The organism is Caballeronia sp. LZ032, assembly GCF_031451315.1.
Taxonomy (GTDB): Bacteria; Pseudomonadota; Gammaproteobacteria; order Burkholderiales; family Burkholderiaceae; genus Caballeronia.
On the sequence record NZ_JARUXP010000001.1, the window covers coordinates 1,340,243 to 1,356,022 of the forward strand.

The window sequence follows — 15,780 nt, forward strand, 5'->3', positions numbered from 1 at the left end:
ACATCATCATGAGCATCATCGTTCGCAATCTGCAAAAACGCTTCGGCGATTTCACCGCGCTCGACCAGGTCTCGCTGGACTTTCCCGCCGGCGAACTGGTCGCGCTGCTCGGGCCGTCGGGCTGCGGCAAGACCACGCTGCTGCGGGTCATCGCGGGCCTCGAATTCGCCGATGCAGGGCAGGTCGTCCTGCATGGCGAGGACGTCGCGGAAGTGGGCGCCCGCGAGCGCCAGGTCGGCTTCGTGTTCCAGCATTACGCGCTGTTCCGTCACATGACGGTGTTCGAGAACGTCGCGTTCGGCCTGCGCGTGAAGCCGCGCCGCGAGCGCCCGAGCGAAGCCGTGATCCGCGAGAAGGTGCATGAACTGCTCAAGCTCGTGCAGCTCGACTGGCTCGCGGAACGCTTTCCTTCGGAGCTGTCGGGCGGACAGCGGCAGCGCATTGCATTGGCGCGGGCGCTGGCTGTCGAGCCGAAGGTCCTGCTGCTCGACGAACCGTTCGGCGCGCTCGATGCCAAGGTGCGCAAGGAACTGCGCAGCTGGCTGCGGCGCCTGCACGACGACCTGCATATCTCGACGCTGTTCGTCACGCACGACCAGGAAGAAGCGCTGGAGGTGGCGGACCGCATCGTCGTGATGAATCACGGCCGCGTGGAGCAGGTCGGCAGTCCGCAGGACGTGTACGATCATCCGCAGACTTCGTTCGTCTACGAGTTTCTCGGCGCGGCGAACCGCCTGCAAGGGCAGGTCGATGCCAACGGCTTCACCGCCGACGGCGCCGCGAGCCCGATCGCCGCGCAGGCCCATTTCAGCGGCCGCGCGCTCGCTTACGTCCGGCCGCACGATCTCGCGCTGTATCCGGCGGACGGCGCGCATCGCGACGGCATCACGGTCGGCGTGCGGCGCGTCGTGACGCTCGGCGGTTCGGTGCGTGTGGAGCTGGAAGGCAGCGCGGGCGGCGTGATCGAAGCGGAGCTGGATCGCGAGGCCTGGCGCGCGCTGCGGCTCGAGGTCGGCGACGGCGTGACCGCGGTGCCGCGCTCGCTGCGCGTGTTTCCGGCGCAATGACAAACAGAAATACACAGAAACACACAGAACAAGCGACAAAAAGCATCACGGAGAGACTCCCATGAACTTCCAGCAACTGCGTTTCGTGCGCGAGGCCGTGCGTCAGAACATGAATCTGACGGAAGTGGCCAACGTGCTGTACACGTCGCAATCGGGCGTGTCGAAACAGATCAAGGACCTCGAGGACGAACTCGGCGTCGATATCTTCGTGCGCCGCGGCAAGCGTCTCACCGGACTGACGGAGCCGGGCAAGGAAGTGCATCAGCTGATCGAGCGCATGCTGCTCGACGCCGAAAACCTGCGGCGCGTCGCACGCCAGTTCGCGGATCAGGACAACGGCCATCTGGTCGTCGCGACCACGCATACGCAGGCGCGCTACGCGCTGCCCAAGGTGATTCGCCAGTTCACGGAAGTGTTTCCGAAGGTCCATCTCGCGCTGCGCCAGGGCAGCCCGCAGCAGATCGCGCAGATGATCATCAACGGCGAGGCCGACATCGGCATCTCAACCGAAGCGCTGGACCGCTATCCGGACATCGTCACGTTCCCGTGCTATTCGTGGCATCACACGGTGGTGGTGCCGAAGGATCATCCGCTGGTCGGGCGCGAGAACCTCTCGCTGGAGCACATCGCCGAATATCCGATCGTCACTTACGACACGGACTTCACCGGCCGCTCGCACGTCGACCAGGCGTTCGCGAGCGTCGGCGCGATTCCCGACATCGTGCTCACCGCCATCGACGCCGACGTCATCAAGACCTATGTGGAACTCGGCATGGGCATCGGCATCGTCGCGGCGATGGCCTACGACGCGAAGCGCGATTCGGAACTTGTCGCGCTGGATACGCAGCATCTGTTCGAGGCGAGCACGACGCGCGTCGGCCTGCGCAAGGGCGCGTTCCTGCGCGCCTATGCGTATCGGCTGATCGAGATGTTCGCCCCGCAACTCGACGAAGCGCAGATCGCCGCGCAGCTGCGCGAAGCGGCGTGAGCCACGCGTGATGTCCTTGCCGGCTGATTTACAATCGCCGGCATGAAACCATCCTCTCTCCCTCGCATCGCCGTGCTGGCAACCGGCGGCACCATCGCCGGATCGGCCGGCGATGCCTCGAAAACAGCGGGCTACAAGGCGGGCGTCGTGGGTGTCGACAAGCTGCTCGACGCCGTGCCCGTACTCGGTTCGGTTGCGACCATCCACGCGGAACAGGTTGCGAGCATCGACAGCAAGGACATGAGCGCCGCGCTCTGGACGACGCTGTCGCGCCGCATCGACGCGCTGCTGGCGCAGGACGACATCGACGGCATCGTGGTCACGCACGGCACCGATACGCTCGAAGAAACCGCTTACCTGCTGCATCTGACGGTGAAGCACGCGAAGCCCGTCGTGCTGACGGCGGCGATGCGGCCGTCCACCGCGCTGTCCGCCGATGGTCCGCTCAATCTGCTCAATGCGGTGACGGTGGCGGCATCGCCGGACGCGGCGGGGAAGGGCGTACTGGTGGCGTTCAACAACCAGATCCACTGCGCCCGCGATGTCACCAAGACGAGCACCTACGCCGTCGATGCCTTCCGGTCTCCCGAAACCGGCGTGCTGGGCTTCGTGCAAGACGGACGCGTCGAGTTTCAGCGCACGGCCGTGCGGCCGCATACCGTGGCGAGCGAATTCGCCGTGACGGATCAATGGCCGATAGTGGAGATCGTCGCGAGTTATGCGGACGCGTCGCGCGTGAGCGTCGATGCACTCGTGACGGCCGGCGTGAAGGGGATCGTCGTGGCGGGTACGGGCAACGGCTCGATGCACGCCACGCTGACGCAGGCGCTCGCCGATGCGGTGAAGCGGGGCGTGGCGGTGGTGCGTGCGTCGCGGGTGGGGTCGGGGCATGTGATGCGCAATGGCGCGGCCTCGGATGACGCGTTGGGCACGGTCAGCGCGGGCACGCTGAACCCGTACAAGGCGCGCGTGCTGCTGATGCTGGCGCTGGCCAGAGGCGATAATGACCTGCAACGCGTATTCGATACGTACTAAAAAAAACGCGAGCTCAAGGCTCGCGTTTTTCATGGTGTGCGCCTGAGGCTCAGGCAGCAGGAGGAATGCGCAACACCTGTCCCGGATAGATCTTGTCGGGGCTCTTCAGCATCGGCTTGTTCGCTTCGAAGATCAGGTCGTTCTTCGCGCCGCTGCCGTAATATTTCTCGGCGATCTTCCAGAGATTGTCGCCCGACACGACGGTGTAATACTGCGACTCGGGTTCCGAGTTCGGCACGGTCAGCTGGTCGTCCACCTTGTCGACGTGCTGCACGTTGCCCGCGGCGACCAGAATCTTTTCCTTCGTCGCCTGATCCGGCGCCTGGCCCGACACGGTGACCGTGTGCGACGCGCCGTCGTATTTCACATCGAGGTTATCCGCGTTGAGGCCTTGCGAGCGGATATAGGTGGCGATGGCTTCGCCCGCTTTCTGGTTCAGCGCGGCGACATCCGGCGCCGCGGCGGGCGCCGCAGCCTGTGCGGCCGGCGTGGCTGCGCCGAAGAGTTTCTCGCCTGCTTCCTTGATAAAGCTGAGGATTCCCATTGTCTGGCTCCTTGGTTGAAGTGGTGAGACGGCCTGCGACTTTCACGCAGTTTAGTCGCGCGCACCACCAGATAGTTCTGAGTTTCAACCCAGGAGTTTCAACACAGGAGTTGCAGCCCCGCTCATGGACAAGCGGCAGGAATCGATGCATGACAATCCGACGCGGACACCCGACGACACTCCGTCTGACCGACCAAGGCTTACCCGGCGCAACGCCGGGTGCCGCTCTCGGACCCCACTTGCCGCCCTCAGCCCAGGACGGCATTTGTCCCGCGTGCCCATACGCGGGACGCCCCACGGTTCAGGTGCCGCGCGTTACGCGGCGGCTTTGGCTTGCGCCGGCTCGTCGGCCACCTGGAAGTTGGACATGATTTCGAGCGCGCGCACGAGCGCCGAGTGATCCCATGCCTTGCCGCCGTTCGCGGCGCATACGCTGAAGAGTTGCTGCGCGCTGGCCGTGTGGGGCAGGGCGAGGCCCATCTTGCGCGCGCCGTCGAGCGCGAGGTTCAGATCCTTTTGATGCAGTTCGATCCGGAAGCCCGGATTGAAGGTGCGCTTCGTCATGCGCTCACCGTGTACTTCGAGGATGCGCGACGACGCGAAGCCGCCCATCAGCGCTTTGCGGACGCGCTCCGGATCGGCGCCCGAACGCGCGGCGAACAGCAGCGCTTCGGCGACCGCCTCGATGTTCAGCGCGACGATGATCTGGTTCGCCACCTTGCAGGTCTGGCCCGCGCCGTTGTCGCCGATCAGCGAGATGTTCTTGCCCATCAGCTCGAACAGCGGCTTCGCGATCTCGAAGGACTTTTCCGGGCCGCCGACCATGATGGTGAGCGTCGCTTCGCGGGCGCCGACTTCGCCGCCCGAGACCGGCGCATCGAGATAGTCGCAGCCGAGCGCGTTGATCTTCTTCGCGAATTCCTGCGTGTCGAGCGGCGCGATCGAGCTCATGTCGATCACGAGCTTGCCCTTCGAGAGACCCTTGGCGACGCCGTCGTCGGCGAACAGCACATTGGCGACATCGGGCGTGTCGGGCACCATCGTGATGACGATCTCGCTGGCCTTCGCGACCGCGGCCGAGTCTTCCACGACCTTGGTCTGCGCGCGGATGTCGTCCGGCACCGGAAACTTGCCGTTCACGACGAGCGCGTGGCCGCCCTTGATGAGATTGCGCGCCATGTGCGCGCCCATGATGCCGAGGCCGATGAAACCGATCGTTGCCATACTGGATGCTCCTCCTTGTGTCCTTGAATGTCCGGATCCGTGGGTCATGCCGCGCTGCCCGCCGTCACGCCGCCGATGCGTTCGAGCCAGCCGAGGCCCGCTTCGGTGCCGTCGAGCGGCTTGTACTCGCAGCCGATCCAGCCTTGATAGCCGATCTCGTCGAGCAGCCGGAACAGGAACGCGTAGTTGATTTCGCCGGTGCCCGGTTCATTGCGGCCGGGGTTGTCGGCGAGCTGGATGTGCGCGATCTGCGGCAGATGCTTCCTGATGGTCGCCGCGAGTTCGCCTTCCATGCGCTGCATGTGATAGATGTCGTACTGCAGGAACAGGTTGTCCGAGCCGACCGCGCGGATCACGTCGAGCCCGTCCTTCGAGCGGTTCAGCGCGAAGCCGGGAATGTCGTACGCATTGCACGGCTCGACCAGCAGGCGGATGTTTTCCTTCTTGAGCGCAGCGGCAGCGAAGCGCAGGTTCTCGATGATGGTCGCGCGCGCCTGTTCCGTCGAAACGCCGGCCGTCGGAATGCCGACGAGGCAGTTCAGTTGCGGCACGTTCAGCGCCTTCGCGTATTCGATGGCGCGCGGCACGCCTTCACGGAATTCCGCCACGCGGTCCGGCAGGCAGGCGATGCCGCGCTCGCCCGCTTCCCAGTTTCCGGCGGGCAGGTTGTGCAGCACGATGCGCAGATCGTGGTCCTTCAGGCGTTGCTGGATATCGCTGATCGAAAACGCGTACGGGAACAGGAACTCGACCGCGCTGAAGCCCGCGTTCGCCGCGGCCGCGAAGCGGTCGAGGAACGGGACTTCGTTGAACAGCATGGTCAGGTTCGCAGCAAATTTCGGCATGGTTCGGTCCTGATGGTCGGTCAGTGATGAAGGCCGCGCGCTCGTTCAACGAACGCGCGGCGGCGAAGCAGGGGAATCAGTCCAGCGGCGTGACGGCAGTCGGCGCATCCGACTTGCTTTCCGCGAGTTGCTCGAACTCGTTGATCGCGTCGATCTCCGTGCCCATCGCGATGTTGGTCACGCGTTCGAGAATCATCTCGACGACGACCGGCACCTGATGTTGCGCGGCCAGCGCCTGCGCCTGCTTCAATGCGGGCGCGATCTCCTCCGGCTTGTGCACGCGCAGCGCCTTGCAGCCGAGCCCTTCGGCCACCGCCACGTGATCGACGCCATAGCCTTCGAGTTCGGGCGCATTGATGTTGTCGAACGCGAGCTGCACGCAGTAGTCCATATCGAAGCCGCGCTGTGCCTGACGGATCAGCCCGAGATACGAGTTGTTCACGACCACGTGCACGTACGGCAGCTTGAATTGCGCGCCAACGGCGAGCTCTTCGATCATGAACTGGAAGTCATAGTCGCCCGACAGCGCGACGATCTTGCGTTGCGGATCGGCTGCCCGCACGCCGAGCGCCGCCGGAATGGTCCAGCCGAGCGGGCCGGCCTGGCCGCAGTTGATCCAGTTGCGCGCCTTGAACACATGCAGGAACTGGGCGCCGGCGATCTGCGACAGACCGATCGTCGTGACGAAGCAGGTATCGCGGTCGAAGGCGAGGTTCATTTCCTCGTAGACGCGCTGCGGCTTCATCGGCACATTGTCGAAGTGCGTCTTGCGCTGCATCGTGCGCTTGCGCTGCTGGCAGTCCGCCACCCACGCGCCGCGATCCTTCAGCTTGCCGGCGGCCTTCCACTCCTGCGCGATTTCGACGAACAGTTCCAGCGCCGCCTTCGCGTCCGACACGATGCCGAGATCCGGCCCGAACACGCGGCCGATCTGCGTCGGTTCGATATCGACGTGCACGAACTTGCGGCCCTTCGTGTACACCTCGACGCTGCCCGTATGGCGGTTCGCCCAGCGATTGCCGATGCCGAGCACGAAGTCGGAGGCGAGCATCGTCGCGTTGCCGTAGCGGTGCGAGGTTTGCAGGCCGACCATGCCGGCCATCAGCGGATGGTCGTCGGGAATCGCGCCCCAGGACATCAGCGTGGGGATCACCGGCACGCCGATGGTTTCCGCGAACTTCACGAGCAGGTCCTCAGCCGCCGCGTTGAGCACGCCGCCGCCGGAGACGATCAACGGCTTTTCGGCGTCGTTGAGCATCGTCAGCGCCTTCTCGATCTGCGCGCGGGTTGCCTTCGGCTTGTAGACCGGCAGCGGCTCATACGTATCGATGTCGAATTCGATCTCGGCCATCTGCACGTCGATCGGCAGATCGACCAGCACCGGACCCGGACGGCCCGAGCGCATCAGGTGGAACGCCTGCTGGAACACGCGCGGCACGAGCGCCGGCTCGCGCACGGTGACGGCCCATTTCGTCACGGGCTTGGCGATCGATTCGATATCGACGGCCTGGAAATCTTCCTTGTAGAGCCGCGCGCGCGGCGCCTGGCCGGTGATCGCGAGGATCGGAATGGAGTCGGCCTGGGCGGAATACAGGCCGGTGATCATGTCGGTGCCCGCAGGACCCGACGTGCCGATGCACACACCGATGTTGCCCGGCGCCGCACGGGTATAACCTTCGGCCATGTGCGAGGCGCCCTCGACGTGGCGCGCCAGCACGTGGCTGATGCCGCCCGACTTCTTCATCGCCGAGTAGAACGGGTTGATGGCCGCGCCCGGCACGCCGAACGCGGTATCGATTCCTTCTTTTTCCAGCACGAGGACGGCTGCATCGACGGCTCTCATCTTGGGCATGGTTGTCTCCTTCCTGGGGGCTCTAACTGAATTCGGGGAAATGGCTGTCTGCTTTTCATGCAGGGTTCGATGCACTTTAAGTCTGTGAAAAAGGTTTGATAAGATCAGCGCGAGTCGCTTTTTACCAAACAAAAAGTATCGAATGACGACGTGGCGCGACTGAGCGGCGAGTGCCCGTCCGGAGACGACCGATGGACCGTTTCAAGCAGATCGAAACCTTCGTGCGCGTGGCCGAGGCCGGCAGCCTGGCGGCGGCGGCGCTGGAGGAGGGCGTGTCGCCGGTGATTCTCGGGCGGCGCATCGACGCCCTGGAGAAGCGACTCGGCGTGAAGCTGATGTATCGCTCGACCCGTCGACTCGTGGTCAGCGAGGAAGGCGCCGCGTTTCTCGACCGCTGCCGGAATCTGCTGGCGGAATGGGATCAGGCGGAGAACGAACTTGCGGCCGGGCGGCGCGCGGTGGGCGGGCATCTGATCGTGTCCGCGCCGGCGGCGTTCGGGCGCATGCATGTCGCGCCGCACGCGCCGCGCTTCCTCGCCGACAAGCCCGAATTGCAGATGTCGTTCAATCTGACCGACCGCGTCGTGGATCTCGTGCGCGAGGGCTATGACCTGTCGATACGCATCGGCGGGGCCGTCGATCCGAACTTCGTCGCGGTGAAGCTGGCGGGCAACCGGCGCGTCGTGTGCGGGACGCCCGCGTACTTCAGGAAGCACGGCCGGCCGAAAACGCTTGAAGACCTGCCGAACCACAACTGCCTGGCGTTCAATCTGCAGGGCGGCCAGAACCGTGGCTGGTATTTCCGCCGCAACGGCAAGATCGTGACGGTGCGCGTGGCCGGCAATCTCGATTGCAACGACGGAGAACTGCTGCACCGCTGGGCATCGGAAGGGCTGGGGCTGGGCTGGCGATCGACGTGGGAAATCCAGCGGCAACTGGAATCCGGCGAGCTCGAGACCGTGCTGGACGATTTCGAACTGCCTGACTACGACATCCTTGCGGTCTACCCGCAGCAGCGCTACGTGCCGGCGCGTGTACGCTACTTCATTGATTATCTTAAGGAAATCTTCGCCCAACCGGGTTACTGGAGCCGTCCGCCCAGCTTGCCGGGCAAGCCGGTCCGCTTGCCGGGCGAGCCGGTCCATGCGGCGGCTGCGCCGGTCAAGGACCGCTAACTGCCTGAAATCACTGCCGATTTCGGCCTGAAAAAGGCTATGCAGCTTGCGAAAAGCGCCATTCCACGTTATAGTCTCGGGCTTCTCACTTGCCGCACCGGTCCGACGCCCGGGTGGCTTTAATCCAAAAGTTCGCCACAAGGAGTGAATATGCGTCATTACGAAATCGTCTTCATCGTGCATCCCGATCAAAGCGAGCAAGTGCCCGCCATGATCGAGCGCTACAAGAGCACGATCACGTCGCACGGTGGCCAGATCCACCGCATCGAGGACTGGGGCCGTCGTCAACTGGCCTACATGATCGAGAAACTCGCCAAGGCTCACTACGTCTGCATGAACATCGAGTGCGACCAGCCCACGCTGGAAGAGCTGGAACACGCATTCAAGTTCAACGACGCCGTTCTGCGTCACCTCATCGTCAAGATGAAGAAGGCCGAAACCGGCCCGTCGCCGATGATGAAGGAAGTGCAGCGCGAAGAAGCCAAGAAGGCGGCCAGCCAGCCGTCCGAAGCGCAGGCTTAAGGCGAATCAGTTCGTCACAGCCACCAAGGTTCAAGTGAATCGGCTGCAACTGACAGCAAGCGTCGTGGAACGCGAACCGGTGCGGTACACGCCCGCCGGCATCCCGATCGCCAGCTGCACGTTGCAACACGCCGCAGAAGTCGTCGAAGCGGGCATCGCCCGGAAAATCGAACTGACACTGCAGGCGGTCGCCGCCGGAGAGGCGAGCGGCAGGCTGGAAAGCTGTCCGATGGGCGTCGAAACACGCTTCATCGGCTTCCTGGCCAAGAAGAGCCGTAACGCACGAACCCTGGTGTTTCACATCACAGAATTGCAGGACATTGGAAAGGACTAATCATGCCCCGCCCGACTGGTAAGAAATTCGACAAGCGTCGTCAGCAACAAAATCCGCTCTTCAAGCGCAAGAAGTTCTGCCGTTTCACGGCAGCCGGTGTCGAACAGATCGACTACAAGGACACGGAAACGCTGAAGGACTTCATCGGCGAAAACGGCAAGATCACGCCGGCTCGTCTGACCGGTACGAAGTCGCACTATCAGCGTCAGCTCGACACGGCCATCAAGCGCGCACGTTTCCTCGCGCTGCTGCCGTACACCGACCTGCACAAGGCCTAATCAGACGACGCAATAGGGAAAGCCAAAAATGCAAATCATTCTTTTGGAAAAGGTCGTCAATCTGGGCAACCTGGGCGACATCGTCAAGGTCAAGGACGGCTACGCACGTAACTTCCTGATCCCCGGCAAGAAGGCACGCCGCGCGACCAAGGACGCCATCGCTGAATTCGAAGTTCGCCGCGCCGAACTCGAAAAGAACGCCGCTGAAAAGCTGGCAGCAGCTCAGGCCCAAGGCGAAAAGCTCAGCGGTTTCACCGTTCAGATCTCGCAAAAGGCCGGCGTCGACGGCCGTCTGTTCGGTTCGGTCACGAACGCGGACATCGCCGAAGCGCTGAAGTCGCAAGGCTTCGCCGAAGTCGAAAAGGCGCAAGTGCGCCTGCCGCAAGGCCCGATCAAGCTGGTCGGCGACCATCCGGTTCAAGTGGCGCTGCACACGGACGTGCTGGTCGACGTCACGGTGTCGGTGCTCGGCGAGCACGCCTAAGTCTGACGCGAGGCGCCGCGCCTCGCGAATCGGATCAGAAATGGCAGGAGCTGAATGGCTCCTGCCATTTTTTATTGTCCATGCCCGGCCATTGTCCGATAATTCCACCCCATGAACGCTCCGTCCAAAGACCCGCAACTCGACGCGCTGAAGGTCCCGCCGCATTCGATCGAAGCTGAACAATCGGTCATCGGCGGCCTGCTGCTGGACAATGCCGCGTGGGACCGCATCGCCGACGTGATGGCGCAAAGCGATTTCTATCGCTATGACCATCGCATCATCTACGAACACATCGGCAAGCTGATCGCGGCGACGCGTCCCGCGGACGTCATCACCGTCCACGAAGCGCTGACGATGGCCGGCAAGGCCGACGAAGTGGGCGGGCTCGCGTACCTGAATGCGCTGGCGCAGAACACGCCGAGCGCGGCGAATATCCGGCGTTATGCCGAGATCGTGCGGGATCGCGCGGTGTTGCGCCGTCTGGTGTCGGTCGCTGACGAAATCTCCGCCGACGCCTTCAATCCGCAGGGCAAGGAAGTCCGCCAGATTCTCGACGAAGCCGAATCGCGCGTGTTCTCGATCGCCGAAGACGGCGCGCGCGGCACGCAGGGCTTTCTCGAGATCGGACCGCTGCTGACGCAAGTGGTGGAGCGCATCGACACGCTGTACCACACCGCCAATCCCAGCGACGTGACCGGCACGCCCACCGGCTTCGTCGATCTCGACCGCATGACCTCGGGCATGCACGGCGGCGAACTGATCATCGTGGCGGGACGTCCGTCAATGGGCAAGACGGCGTTCTCGATGAACATCGGCGAATACGTGGCGGTGGAATATGGCCTGCCGGTCGCCGTGTTTTCGATGGAAATGCCCGGCACGCAGCTCACCATGCGTATGCTCGGCTCGGTGGGCCGGCTCGATCAACACCGCATGCGCACGGGCCGCCTCACCGACGAAGACTGGCCGAAGCTCACGCACGCCGTGCAGAAGATGAGCGAGGCGCAATTGTTCATCGACGAAACCGGCGGCCTCAACCCGATGGAACTGCGCTCGCGTGCGCGGCGTCTGTCGCGCCAGTGTGGCAAGCTGGGGCTCATCATCGTCGACTATTTGCAGCTGATGTCGGGCTCGGGCAGCGGCGAAAACCGCGCCACTGAAATCTCGGAAATATCGCGCTCGCTGAAGAGTCTCGCCAAGGAACTCGACGTGCCCGTGATCGCGTTGTCGCAGCTGAACCGCGGTCTGGAACAGCGTCCGAACAAGCGCCCGATCATGTCGGACCTGCGCGAATCGGGCGCAATCGAACAGGATGCGGACGTGATCCTGTTCATCTATCGCGACGAAGTCTATAACCCCGACAGCCCCGACAAGGGCACGGCGGAAATCATCATCGGCAAGCAGCGTAACGGTCCGATTGGACCAGTGCGCCTGACCTTCCACGGCCAGTTCACGAAATTTGACAATTTCGCGGGCTCGCAGACCTTCTACGGCAGCGAGTAAGACCACTGCCTCTCGGCATCGAATTAAAGCGGTCAAGTGCCGTGGCGCAAGCATCCTGCAAGGTGCGGAGCGTACACCAAGACATGACGACTGCTTTGCCGTGCCGGATGCGAGTCACGATTCGCGGCGCATGAGCGCGGGACGTCAGGGTGCGCGCACGGGTACAATATGTCAGTTTGATGTCTGTCTTTAAATTGACCCATTAATCGGGATCGGGATTTTCATGTTCGGTCGTTTCATGCCCACTGAGGGCAAATTCTTCGAAATCTTCAACGCGCATGCCAAGTGCATCGTAGAGGCCAGCCGCGAACTCGAGCTGCTGATCGACAACCTCGACGAAGCCGAGATGCACAAGCAGAAAGTGCAGGCGAACGAGAAGCGCGCCGACAAACTCACGCATGAAACCATCGACCTGCTGCACAAGACCTTCATCACGCCGCTCGACCGCGACGAGATCCACAAGCTGATCACGACGATGGACGACATCCTCGACCTGATGGAGGATGTCGCCACGGCCATTTCGCTGTATGACGTGCGTGCGGTGACCTCGGAGGCGAGCCAGCTCGCGCACATCAGCACGGCAACGTGCGAGCGCGTGCAGCAAGCGGTCGGGCTGCTGTCCGACATGAAGCGCGCGAGCGAAATCCTGAAGATCTGCGAGGAAATCGACCGGCTCGAGTCGGATGCGGACCGCGTGCTGCGCTCGGCGATGTCGAAACTGTTCCGCGAGGAAGACGACGTGAAGACGCTCATCAAGCTGAAGGCGATCTACGAGCTGCTCGAGACGATCACCGACAAGTGCGAAGACGTCGCGAACATCATCGAAGGCATCGTGCTGGAAAACGCCTGACCGGCGGCGCTTTGAACTCCAGTCACAACACCATTCACTGATGCATTCGATTCAACTCGCCATCTGGGCCGTCGCCTTGCTCGTCGTGGTCGCACTCGCGTTCGACTTCATGAACGGCTTCCACGACGCCGCCAATTCCATCGCCACGGTCGTCTCGACCGGCGTGCTCAAGCCGCAGCAAGCGGTCGCCTTCGCGGCGGCGTTCAACGTCATCGCGTATTTCATCTTTCATCTGAAGGTCGCCGCCACGGTCGGGAAGGGCACCATCGACCCCGAGATCGTCGATCACTACGTGATCTTCGGCGCGCTGGTCGGGGCGATCGGCTGGAACATCGTCACCTGGATCTACGGCATTCCGTCGAGTTCGTCGCATGCGCTGATCGGCGGGCTGGTCGGCGCGGCGCTCGCCAAGTCAGGCTGGGGCTCGCTCAACTGGGACGGCCTGCTGAAGACGGTCGCGTTCATCTTCATCTCGCCGCTGCTGGGCTTCGTGCTCGGCTCGTTCTTCATGCTGCTGGTGTCGTGGCTGTATTTCCGCACGCCGCCCTCGAAGGTCGACCGGCGCTTCCGCCGCATGCAGCTGGTTTCGGCGGGCTTGTACTCGCTGGGACACGGCGGCAATGATGCGCAGAAGACCATCGGCATCATCTGGATGCTGCTGATCGCCACCGGCTACGCGTCCGCCACCGCCGATGCGCCGCCGATCTGGGTCATCGGCCTGTGCTATCTCTCGATGGGCTTGGGCACGCTGTTCGGCGGCTGGCGCATCGTGCGGACGATGGGTCAGAAGATCACCAAGCTCAAGCCGGTCGGCGGTTTCTGCGCGGAGACGGGCGGGGCGATCACGCTGTTTCTCGCGTCGTTCCTCGGCATTCCGGTGTCCACCACGCACACGATCACCGGCGCCATTGTCGGCGTGGGCGCGACGCAGAAGTTCAGCGCGGTGCGCTGGGGCGTCGCGGGCAACATCGTGTGGGCGTGGATTCTCACCATTCCGGCCTCCGCTCTGCTTGCCGCAGCGGGCTGGTGGCTCGGACATCGCTTCCTGTAAGTGTCGTGAGCGCGTCCGCCCCGCGTGACGGCGAGGCAGAGCCGCTTCAGATGATCGGCGACGACACCCCGTCCATCGGAATCAGCGCGCCCGATACGTAACTCGCCCGGCGGCTCGCCAGGAAGAGCGCGACGTCGGCGATTTCCTCCGGCTTCGCATAGCGGCCGAACGGCACCTTGGCCTGACTGTCGGCGAGCACCTGATCGCGCGTCACACCTTGACGCTTCGCTTCGAGATCGAGCGCTTCCTCGACGCGTTCGGTGAGCGTCGAGCCCGGATTGATCGCGTTGATGCGGATGCCGAGCTTTGCATAGTGATGCGCCAGCCCCACGGTATTGAGCATCAGCGCGGCATTGGCGGCGCCGCCCGCGATGTGGATGTCGCTGGCCATCTTCCCGCCCATCCCGATGATGTTGACGATGGCGCCCGGTTCCGCCTGCGGATCGGCGCGCAGGCGTTCGGCCATGCGCTTGAGCACCACTTGCTGCGGATACACGTAGGAGAAGTACTTGGCGTCCATCGCGGCCTTATACGCGGCGGCGTCGAGCGTGTCGGGATCGTAGCGTTTTGCGGCGCCCGCGCTGTTGATCAGGATGTCGATCGGGCCGAGCGCCGCACTCGCTTCCTCGACGACGTCGTCAGCGCTGTGCGCCTCGTGCAGATCGGCACGCGCCAGATGCACGTGATAGCCGCTGCTCGCGAGCTGCTCGCGGGCGCGGGCGAGATTGGCGGCATCGCGCGAGACGATGGCCACTTTCGCGCCTTCCGCGGCGAACGCCTTGGCGCAGGCGAAACCGATACCCTTGCTGCCGCCCGTGATCAGCACGACCTTGCCTGCCAGTCCCAAGTCCATGGTGTTGCGCTCCGTGGTGAAATCGATCGGGACACGATAGCAGACGCGCGCGGCGGGCGTCAGTTCGTTCCGGTGGCGAAGCGGGCGATGGGGTCGTCGTTCGGTGCGGGACGTGGCGCGGCAAGCGAGCCAGTCGAAGCGCGCATCACGCGCACGGGTGGATCGGCGGGCGAGGCGTTGTCGTAGGCCTGTTGCCGCGCGGCGCGCGAGCTGGGCGGCGGCGGCTCGAAGGCGTCGGCGGCGGCCTGGATCGGATCCGGCGCGGCGTTGATCGCGGCCGTGGCGGCAGCGGGCGCGATCGCGCCGGCCGCTTGCGATTGCCGCTGCGCCGCCCTCAGCGACGAAGGCGGCGGTTCGAAGGCGTCGGCGCTCGCGGTTATCGGGGCCACTGGAGTTGCCTGAGCCGCCTGAGCCGCTGGAGCCGGCGCGGCGGCTTGAACCGCAGGCGACGCAGCGGGTGCAGCAGGTGCAGGCGATGCCAGGTAAGTCGGGCCATCGAACGGCGTCGGTGCGGCCTTGGGCGCCGCGACGCGGCGTATGCCGTCGAAACGCTTGGCCCAGTACGGGTTGGTGAGGTAATCGAGACGCACCGTGCCGCCCGTCGATGGCGCGTTCACGAAGCGCAGCTTGCCGACATAGATGCCGACGTGCGAATGAGCCCGCCCGGTCGTGTTGAAGAAGATGAGGTCGCCGGCGGCGATTTCGTCCGGTTCGACCGATTCGCCGCGCGAACTCATCTCGCCAGTGGTGCGCGGCAGATCGACGGACGCCGCGCGCCCGACGACATAGCGCACGAGGCCGCTGCAATCGAAGCCTGCGTCGGGCGTGTTGCCGCCCCAGCGATACGGCACGCCGACGAGCGACATCGCCTGAATGGAGATTTCCTCGCGTCCGATGCTGTGATCGACGAACGTCGGGAAGCCGGGCGGCGGCTTGAAGGTGCGGGTGGCGGCGGTGCTGGACGCGGGCTTGCGCGTGGCCTGCTGCGGCGCGGAACCACACGCGGCGAGCAGCACGGACACGAGTAGCGGCAACCAGATTCGACGCATTGCAGAAGGCGAGCGCAGGCTCGCCAGTAAGGGCAGTGTGCCGATACTAGCCCGTCGCACGGGCGTGCGGCAAGCGCTGTTGAAGTTTTACATGAAGATTCGGCTGTAAGTGTTGCCCGTGCGGAACGG

Annotated in this window: 17 protein-coding genes; 11 read left to right on the forward strand and 6 right to left on the reverse strand. The window is 64.0% G+C overall.

Annotated features, from left to right (window positions below; translation table 11 throughout):
- Positions 1-8: 8 nt before the first annotated feature.
- The 3 genes from QCE69_RS06300 to QCE69_RS06310 all read left to right on the forward strand — a co-directional run bounded on the left by QCE69_RS06300 (position 9) and on the right by QCE69_RS06310 (position 3,090).
- On the forward strand, positions 9-1,067 hold the full coding sequence (locus QCE69_RS06300) for a sulfate ABC transporter ATP-binding protein (RefSeq protein WP_309915689.1): 1,059 nt from the start codon (positions 9-11) through the stop codon (positions 1,065-1,067).
- Between the two features lie 61 nt (positions 1,068-1,128).
- Positions 1,129-2,055, forward strand: coding sequence for a CysB family HTH-type transcriptional regulator (locus tag QCE69_RS06305; protein ID WP_309808175.1), 927 nt, complete (start codon positions 1,129-1,131; stop codon positions 2,053-2,055).
- 42 nt (positions 2,056-2,097) lie between these two features.
- The gene (locus QCE69_RS06310; protein WP_309929940.1) at positions 2,098-3,090 is read left to right on the forward strand and encodes an asparaginase; all 993 of its coding nucleotides are present in this window, start codon (positions 2,098-2,100) and stop codon (positions 3,088-3,090) included.
- A gap of 49 nt (positions 3,091-3,139) precedes the next feature.
- Here QCE69_RS06310 and lysM read toward each other — a convergent pair whose 3' ends face one another.
- From lysM to gcl, 4 genes are all read right to left on the reverse strand, one after another.
- Complete coding sequence (lysM, locus tag QCE69_RS06315) at positions 3,140-3,634, reverse strand: peptidoglycan-binding protein LysM (protein WP_309808177.1); 495 nt, start codon at positions 3,632-3,634, stop codon at positions 3,140-3,142.
- Positions 3,635-3,949: 315 nt separating this feature from the next.
- The gene (locus QCE69_RS06320) at positions 3,950-4,858 is read right to left on the reverse strand and encodes a 2-hydroxy-3-oxopropionate reductase (protein WP_309915698.1); all 909 of its coding nucleotides are present in this window, start codon (positions 4,856-4,858) and stop codon (positions 3,950-3,952) included.
- A gap of 44 nt (positions 4,859-4,902) precedes the next feature.
- The gene (hyi, locus tag QCE69_RS06325) at positions 4,903-5,703 is read right to left on the reverse strand and encodes a hydroxypyruvate isomerase (protein WP_309915701.1); all 801 of its coding nucleotides are present in this window, start codon (positions 5,701-5,703) and stop codon (positions 4,903-4,905) included.
- A 76-nt stretch (positions 5,704-5,779) separates the two neighbouring features.
- Positions 5,780-7,555, reverse strand: a complete 1,776-nt coding sequence (gene gcl / locus QCE69_RS06330; protein WP_309929943.1) for a glyoxylate carboligase — start codon at positions 7,553-7,555, stop codon at positions 5,780-5,782.
- 191 nt (positions 7,556-7,746) lie between these two features.
- Between gcl and QCE69_RS06335 the strand changes: the two genes are divergently transcribed.
- The 8 genes from QCE69_RS06335 (at position 7,747) to QCE69_RS06370 (ending at position 13,749) form a co-directional block, all read left to right on the forward strand.
- A complete protein-coding gene (locus QCE69_RS06335) occupies positions 7,747-8,730 on the forward strand; it encodes a LysR substrate-binding domain-containing protein (protein ID WP_309929945.1) in 984 nt (327 codons plus the stop codon).
- Positions 8,731-8,880: 150 nt separating this feature from the next.
- Positions 8,881-9,252 carry a 30S ribosomal protein S6 gene (gene rpsF / locus QCE69_RS06340; protein WP_309808182.1) on the forward strand — a complete coding sequence of 124 codons (372 nt, stop codon included), beginning with the start codon at positions 8,881-8,883 and terminating at the stop codon, positions 9,250-9,252.
- 34 nt (positions 9,253-9,286) lie between these two features.
- On the forward strand, positions 9,287-9,586 hold the full coding sequence (gene priB / locus QCE69_RS06345) for a primosomal replication protein N (protein ID WP_309915708.1): 300 nt from the start codon (positions 9,287-9,289) through the stop codon (positions 9,584-9,586).
- A gap of 2 nt (positions 9,587-9,588) precedes the next feature.
- Positions 9,589-9,864 (forward strand): 30S ribosomal protein S18, encoded by a 276-nt coding sequence (rpsR, locus tag QCE69_RS06350; RefSeq protein ID WP_309808183.1) that lies wholly within the window; start codon positions 9,589-9,591, stop codon positions 9,862-9,864.
- A 28-nt stretch (positions 9,865-9,892) separates the two neighbouring features.
- Positions 9,893-10,348 carry a 50S ribosomal protein L9 gene (rplI, locus tag QCE69_RS06355; RefSeq protein ID WP_309808184.1) on the forward strand — a complete coding sequence of 152 codons (456 nt, stop codon included), beginning with the start codon at positions 9,893-9,895 and terminating at the stop codon, positions 10,346-10,348.
- A 111-nt stretch (positions 10,349-10,459) separates the two neighbouring features.
- Positions 10,460-11,848 (forward strand): replicative DNA helicase, encoded by a 1,389-nt coding sequence (locus QCE69_RS06360; RefSeq protein ID WP_309929947.1) that lies wholly within the window; start codon positions 10,460-10,462, stop codon positions 11,846-11,848.
- 223 nt (positions 11,849-12,071) lie between these two features.
- Complete coding sequence (locus tag QCE69_RS06365; protein WP_309808186.1) at positions 12,072-12,698, forward strand: DUF47 domain-containing protein; 627 nt, start codon at positions 12,072-12,074, stop codon at positions 12,696-12,698.
- 40 nt (positions 12,699-12,738) lie between these two features.
- On the forward strand, positions 12,739-13,749 hold the full coding sequence (locus tag QCE69_RS06370) for an anion permease (RefSeq protein WP_309915714.1): 1,011 nt from the start codon (positions 12,739-12,741) through the stop codon (positions 13,747-13,749).
- Positions 13,750-13,795: 46 nt separating this feature from the next.
- Here the strand turns inward: QCE69_RS06370 and QCE69_RS06375 are convergent, their stop codons facing one another.
- Both QCE69_RS06375 and QCE69_RS06380 read right to left on the reverse strand, forming a co-directional pair.
- A complete protein-coding gene (locus QCE69_RS06375; protein WP_309808189.1) occupies positions 13,796-14,602 on the reverse strand; it encodes an SDR family oxidoreductase in 807 nt (268 codons plus the stop codon).
- A gap of 59 nt (positions 14,603-14,661) precedes the next feature.
- Positions 14,662-15,651 carry an NlpC/P60 family protein gene (locus tag QCE69_RS06380; protein WP_309915717.1) on the reverse strand — a complete coding sequence of 330 codons (990 nt, stop codon included), beginning with the start codon at positions 15,649-15,651 and terminating at the stop codon, positions 14,662-14,664.
- Positions 15,652-15,780 lie beyond the last annotated feature (129 nt).

Coding starts and splice junctions, on each gene's coding strand:
- rpsF (WP_309808182.1), top strand. CDS start 8,881: ATGCGTCATTACGAAATCGTCTTCATCGTGCATCCCGATCAAAGCGAG.
- rpsR (WP_309808183.1), top strand. CDS start 9,589: ATGCCCCGCCCGACTGGTAAGAAATTCGACAAGCGTCGTCAGCAACAA.
- QCE69_RS06335 (WP_309929945.1), top strand. CDS start 7,747: ATGGACCGTTTCAAGCAGATCGAAACCTTCGTGCGCGTGGCCGAGGCC.
- hyi (WP_309915701.1), bottom strand. CDS start 5,703: ATGCCGAAATTTGCTGCGAACCTGACCATGCTGTTCAACGAAGTCCCG.
- QCE69_RS06300 (WP_309915689.1), top strand. CDS start 9: ATGAGCATCATCGTTCGCAATCTGCAAAAACGCTTCGGCGATTTCACC.
- rplI (WP_309808184.1), top strand. CDS start 9,893: ATGCAAATCATTCTTTTGGAAAAGGTCGTCAATCTGGGCAACCTGGGC.
- QCE69_RS06320 (WP_309915698.1), bottom strand. CDS start 4,858: ATGGCAACGATCGGTTTCATCGGCCTCGGCATCATGGGCGCGCACATG.
- QCE69_RS06375 (WP_309808189.1), bottom strand. CDS start 14,602: ATGGACTTGGGACTGGCAGGCAAGGTCGTGCTGATCACGGGCGGCAGC.
- QCE69_RS06365 (WP_309808186.1), top strand. CDS start 12,072: ATGTTCGGTCGTTTCATGCCCACTGAGGGCAAATTCTTCGAAATCTTC.
- QCE69_RS06360 (WP_309929947.1), top strand. CDS start 10,460: ATGAACGCTCCGTCCAAAGACCCGCAACTCGACGCGCTGAAGGTCCCG.
- QCE69_RS06380 (WP_309915717.1), bottom strand. CDS start 15,651: ATGCGTCGAATCTGGTTGCCGCTACTCGTGTCCGTGCTGCTCGCCGCG.
- lysM (WP_309808177.1), bottom strand. CDS start 3,634: ATGGGAATCCTCAGCTTTATCAAGGAAGCAGGCGAGAAACTCTTCGGC.
- QCE69_RS06310 (WP_309929940.1), top strand. CDS start 2,098: ATGAAACCATCCTCTCTCCCTCGCATCGCCGTGCTGGCAACCGGCGGC.
- QCE69_RS06305 (WP_309808175.1), top strand. CDS start 1,129: ATGAACTTCCAGCAACTGCGTTTCGTGCGCGAGGCCGTGCGTCAGAAC.
- QCE69_RS06370 (WP_309915714.1), top strand. CDS start 12,739: ATGCATTCGATTCAACTCGCCATCTGGGCCGTCGCCTTGCTCGTCGTG.
- gcl (WP_309929943.1), bottom strand. CDS start 7,555: ATGCCCAAGATGAGAGCCGTCGATGCAGCCGTCCTCGTGCTGGAAAAA.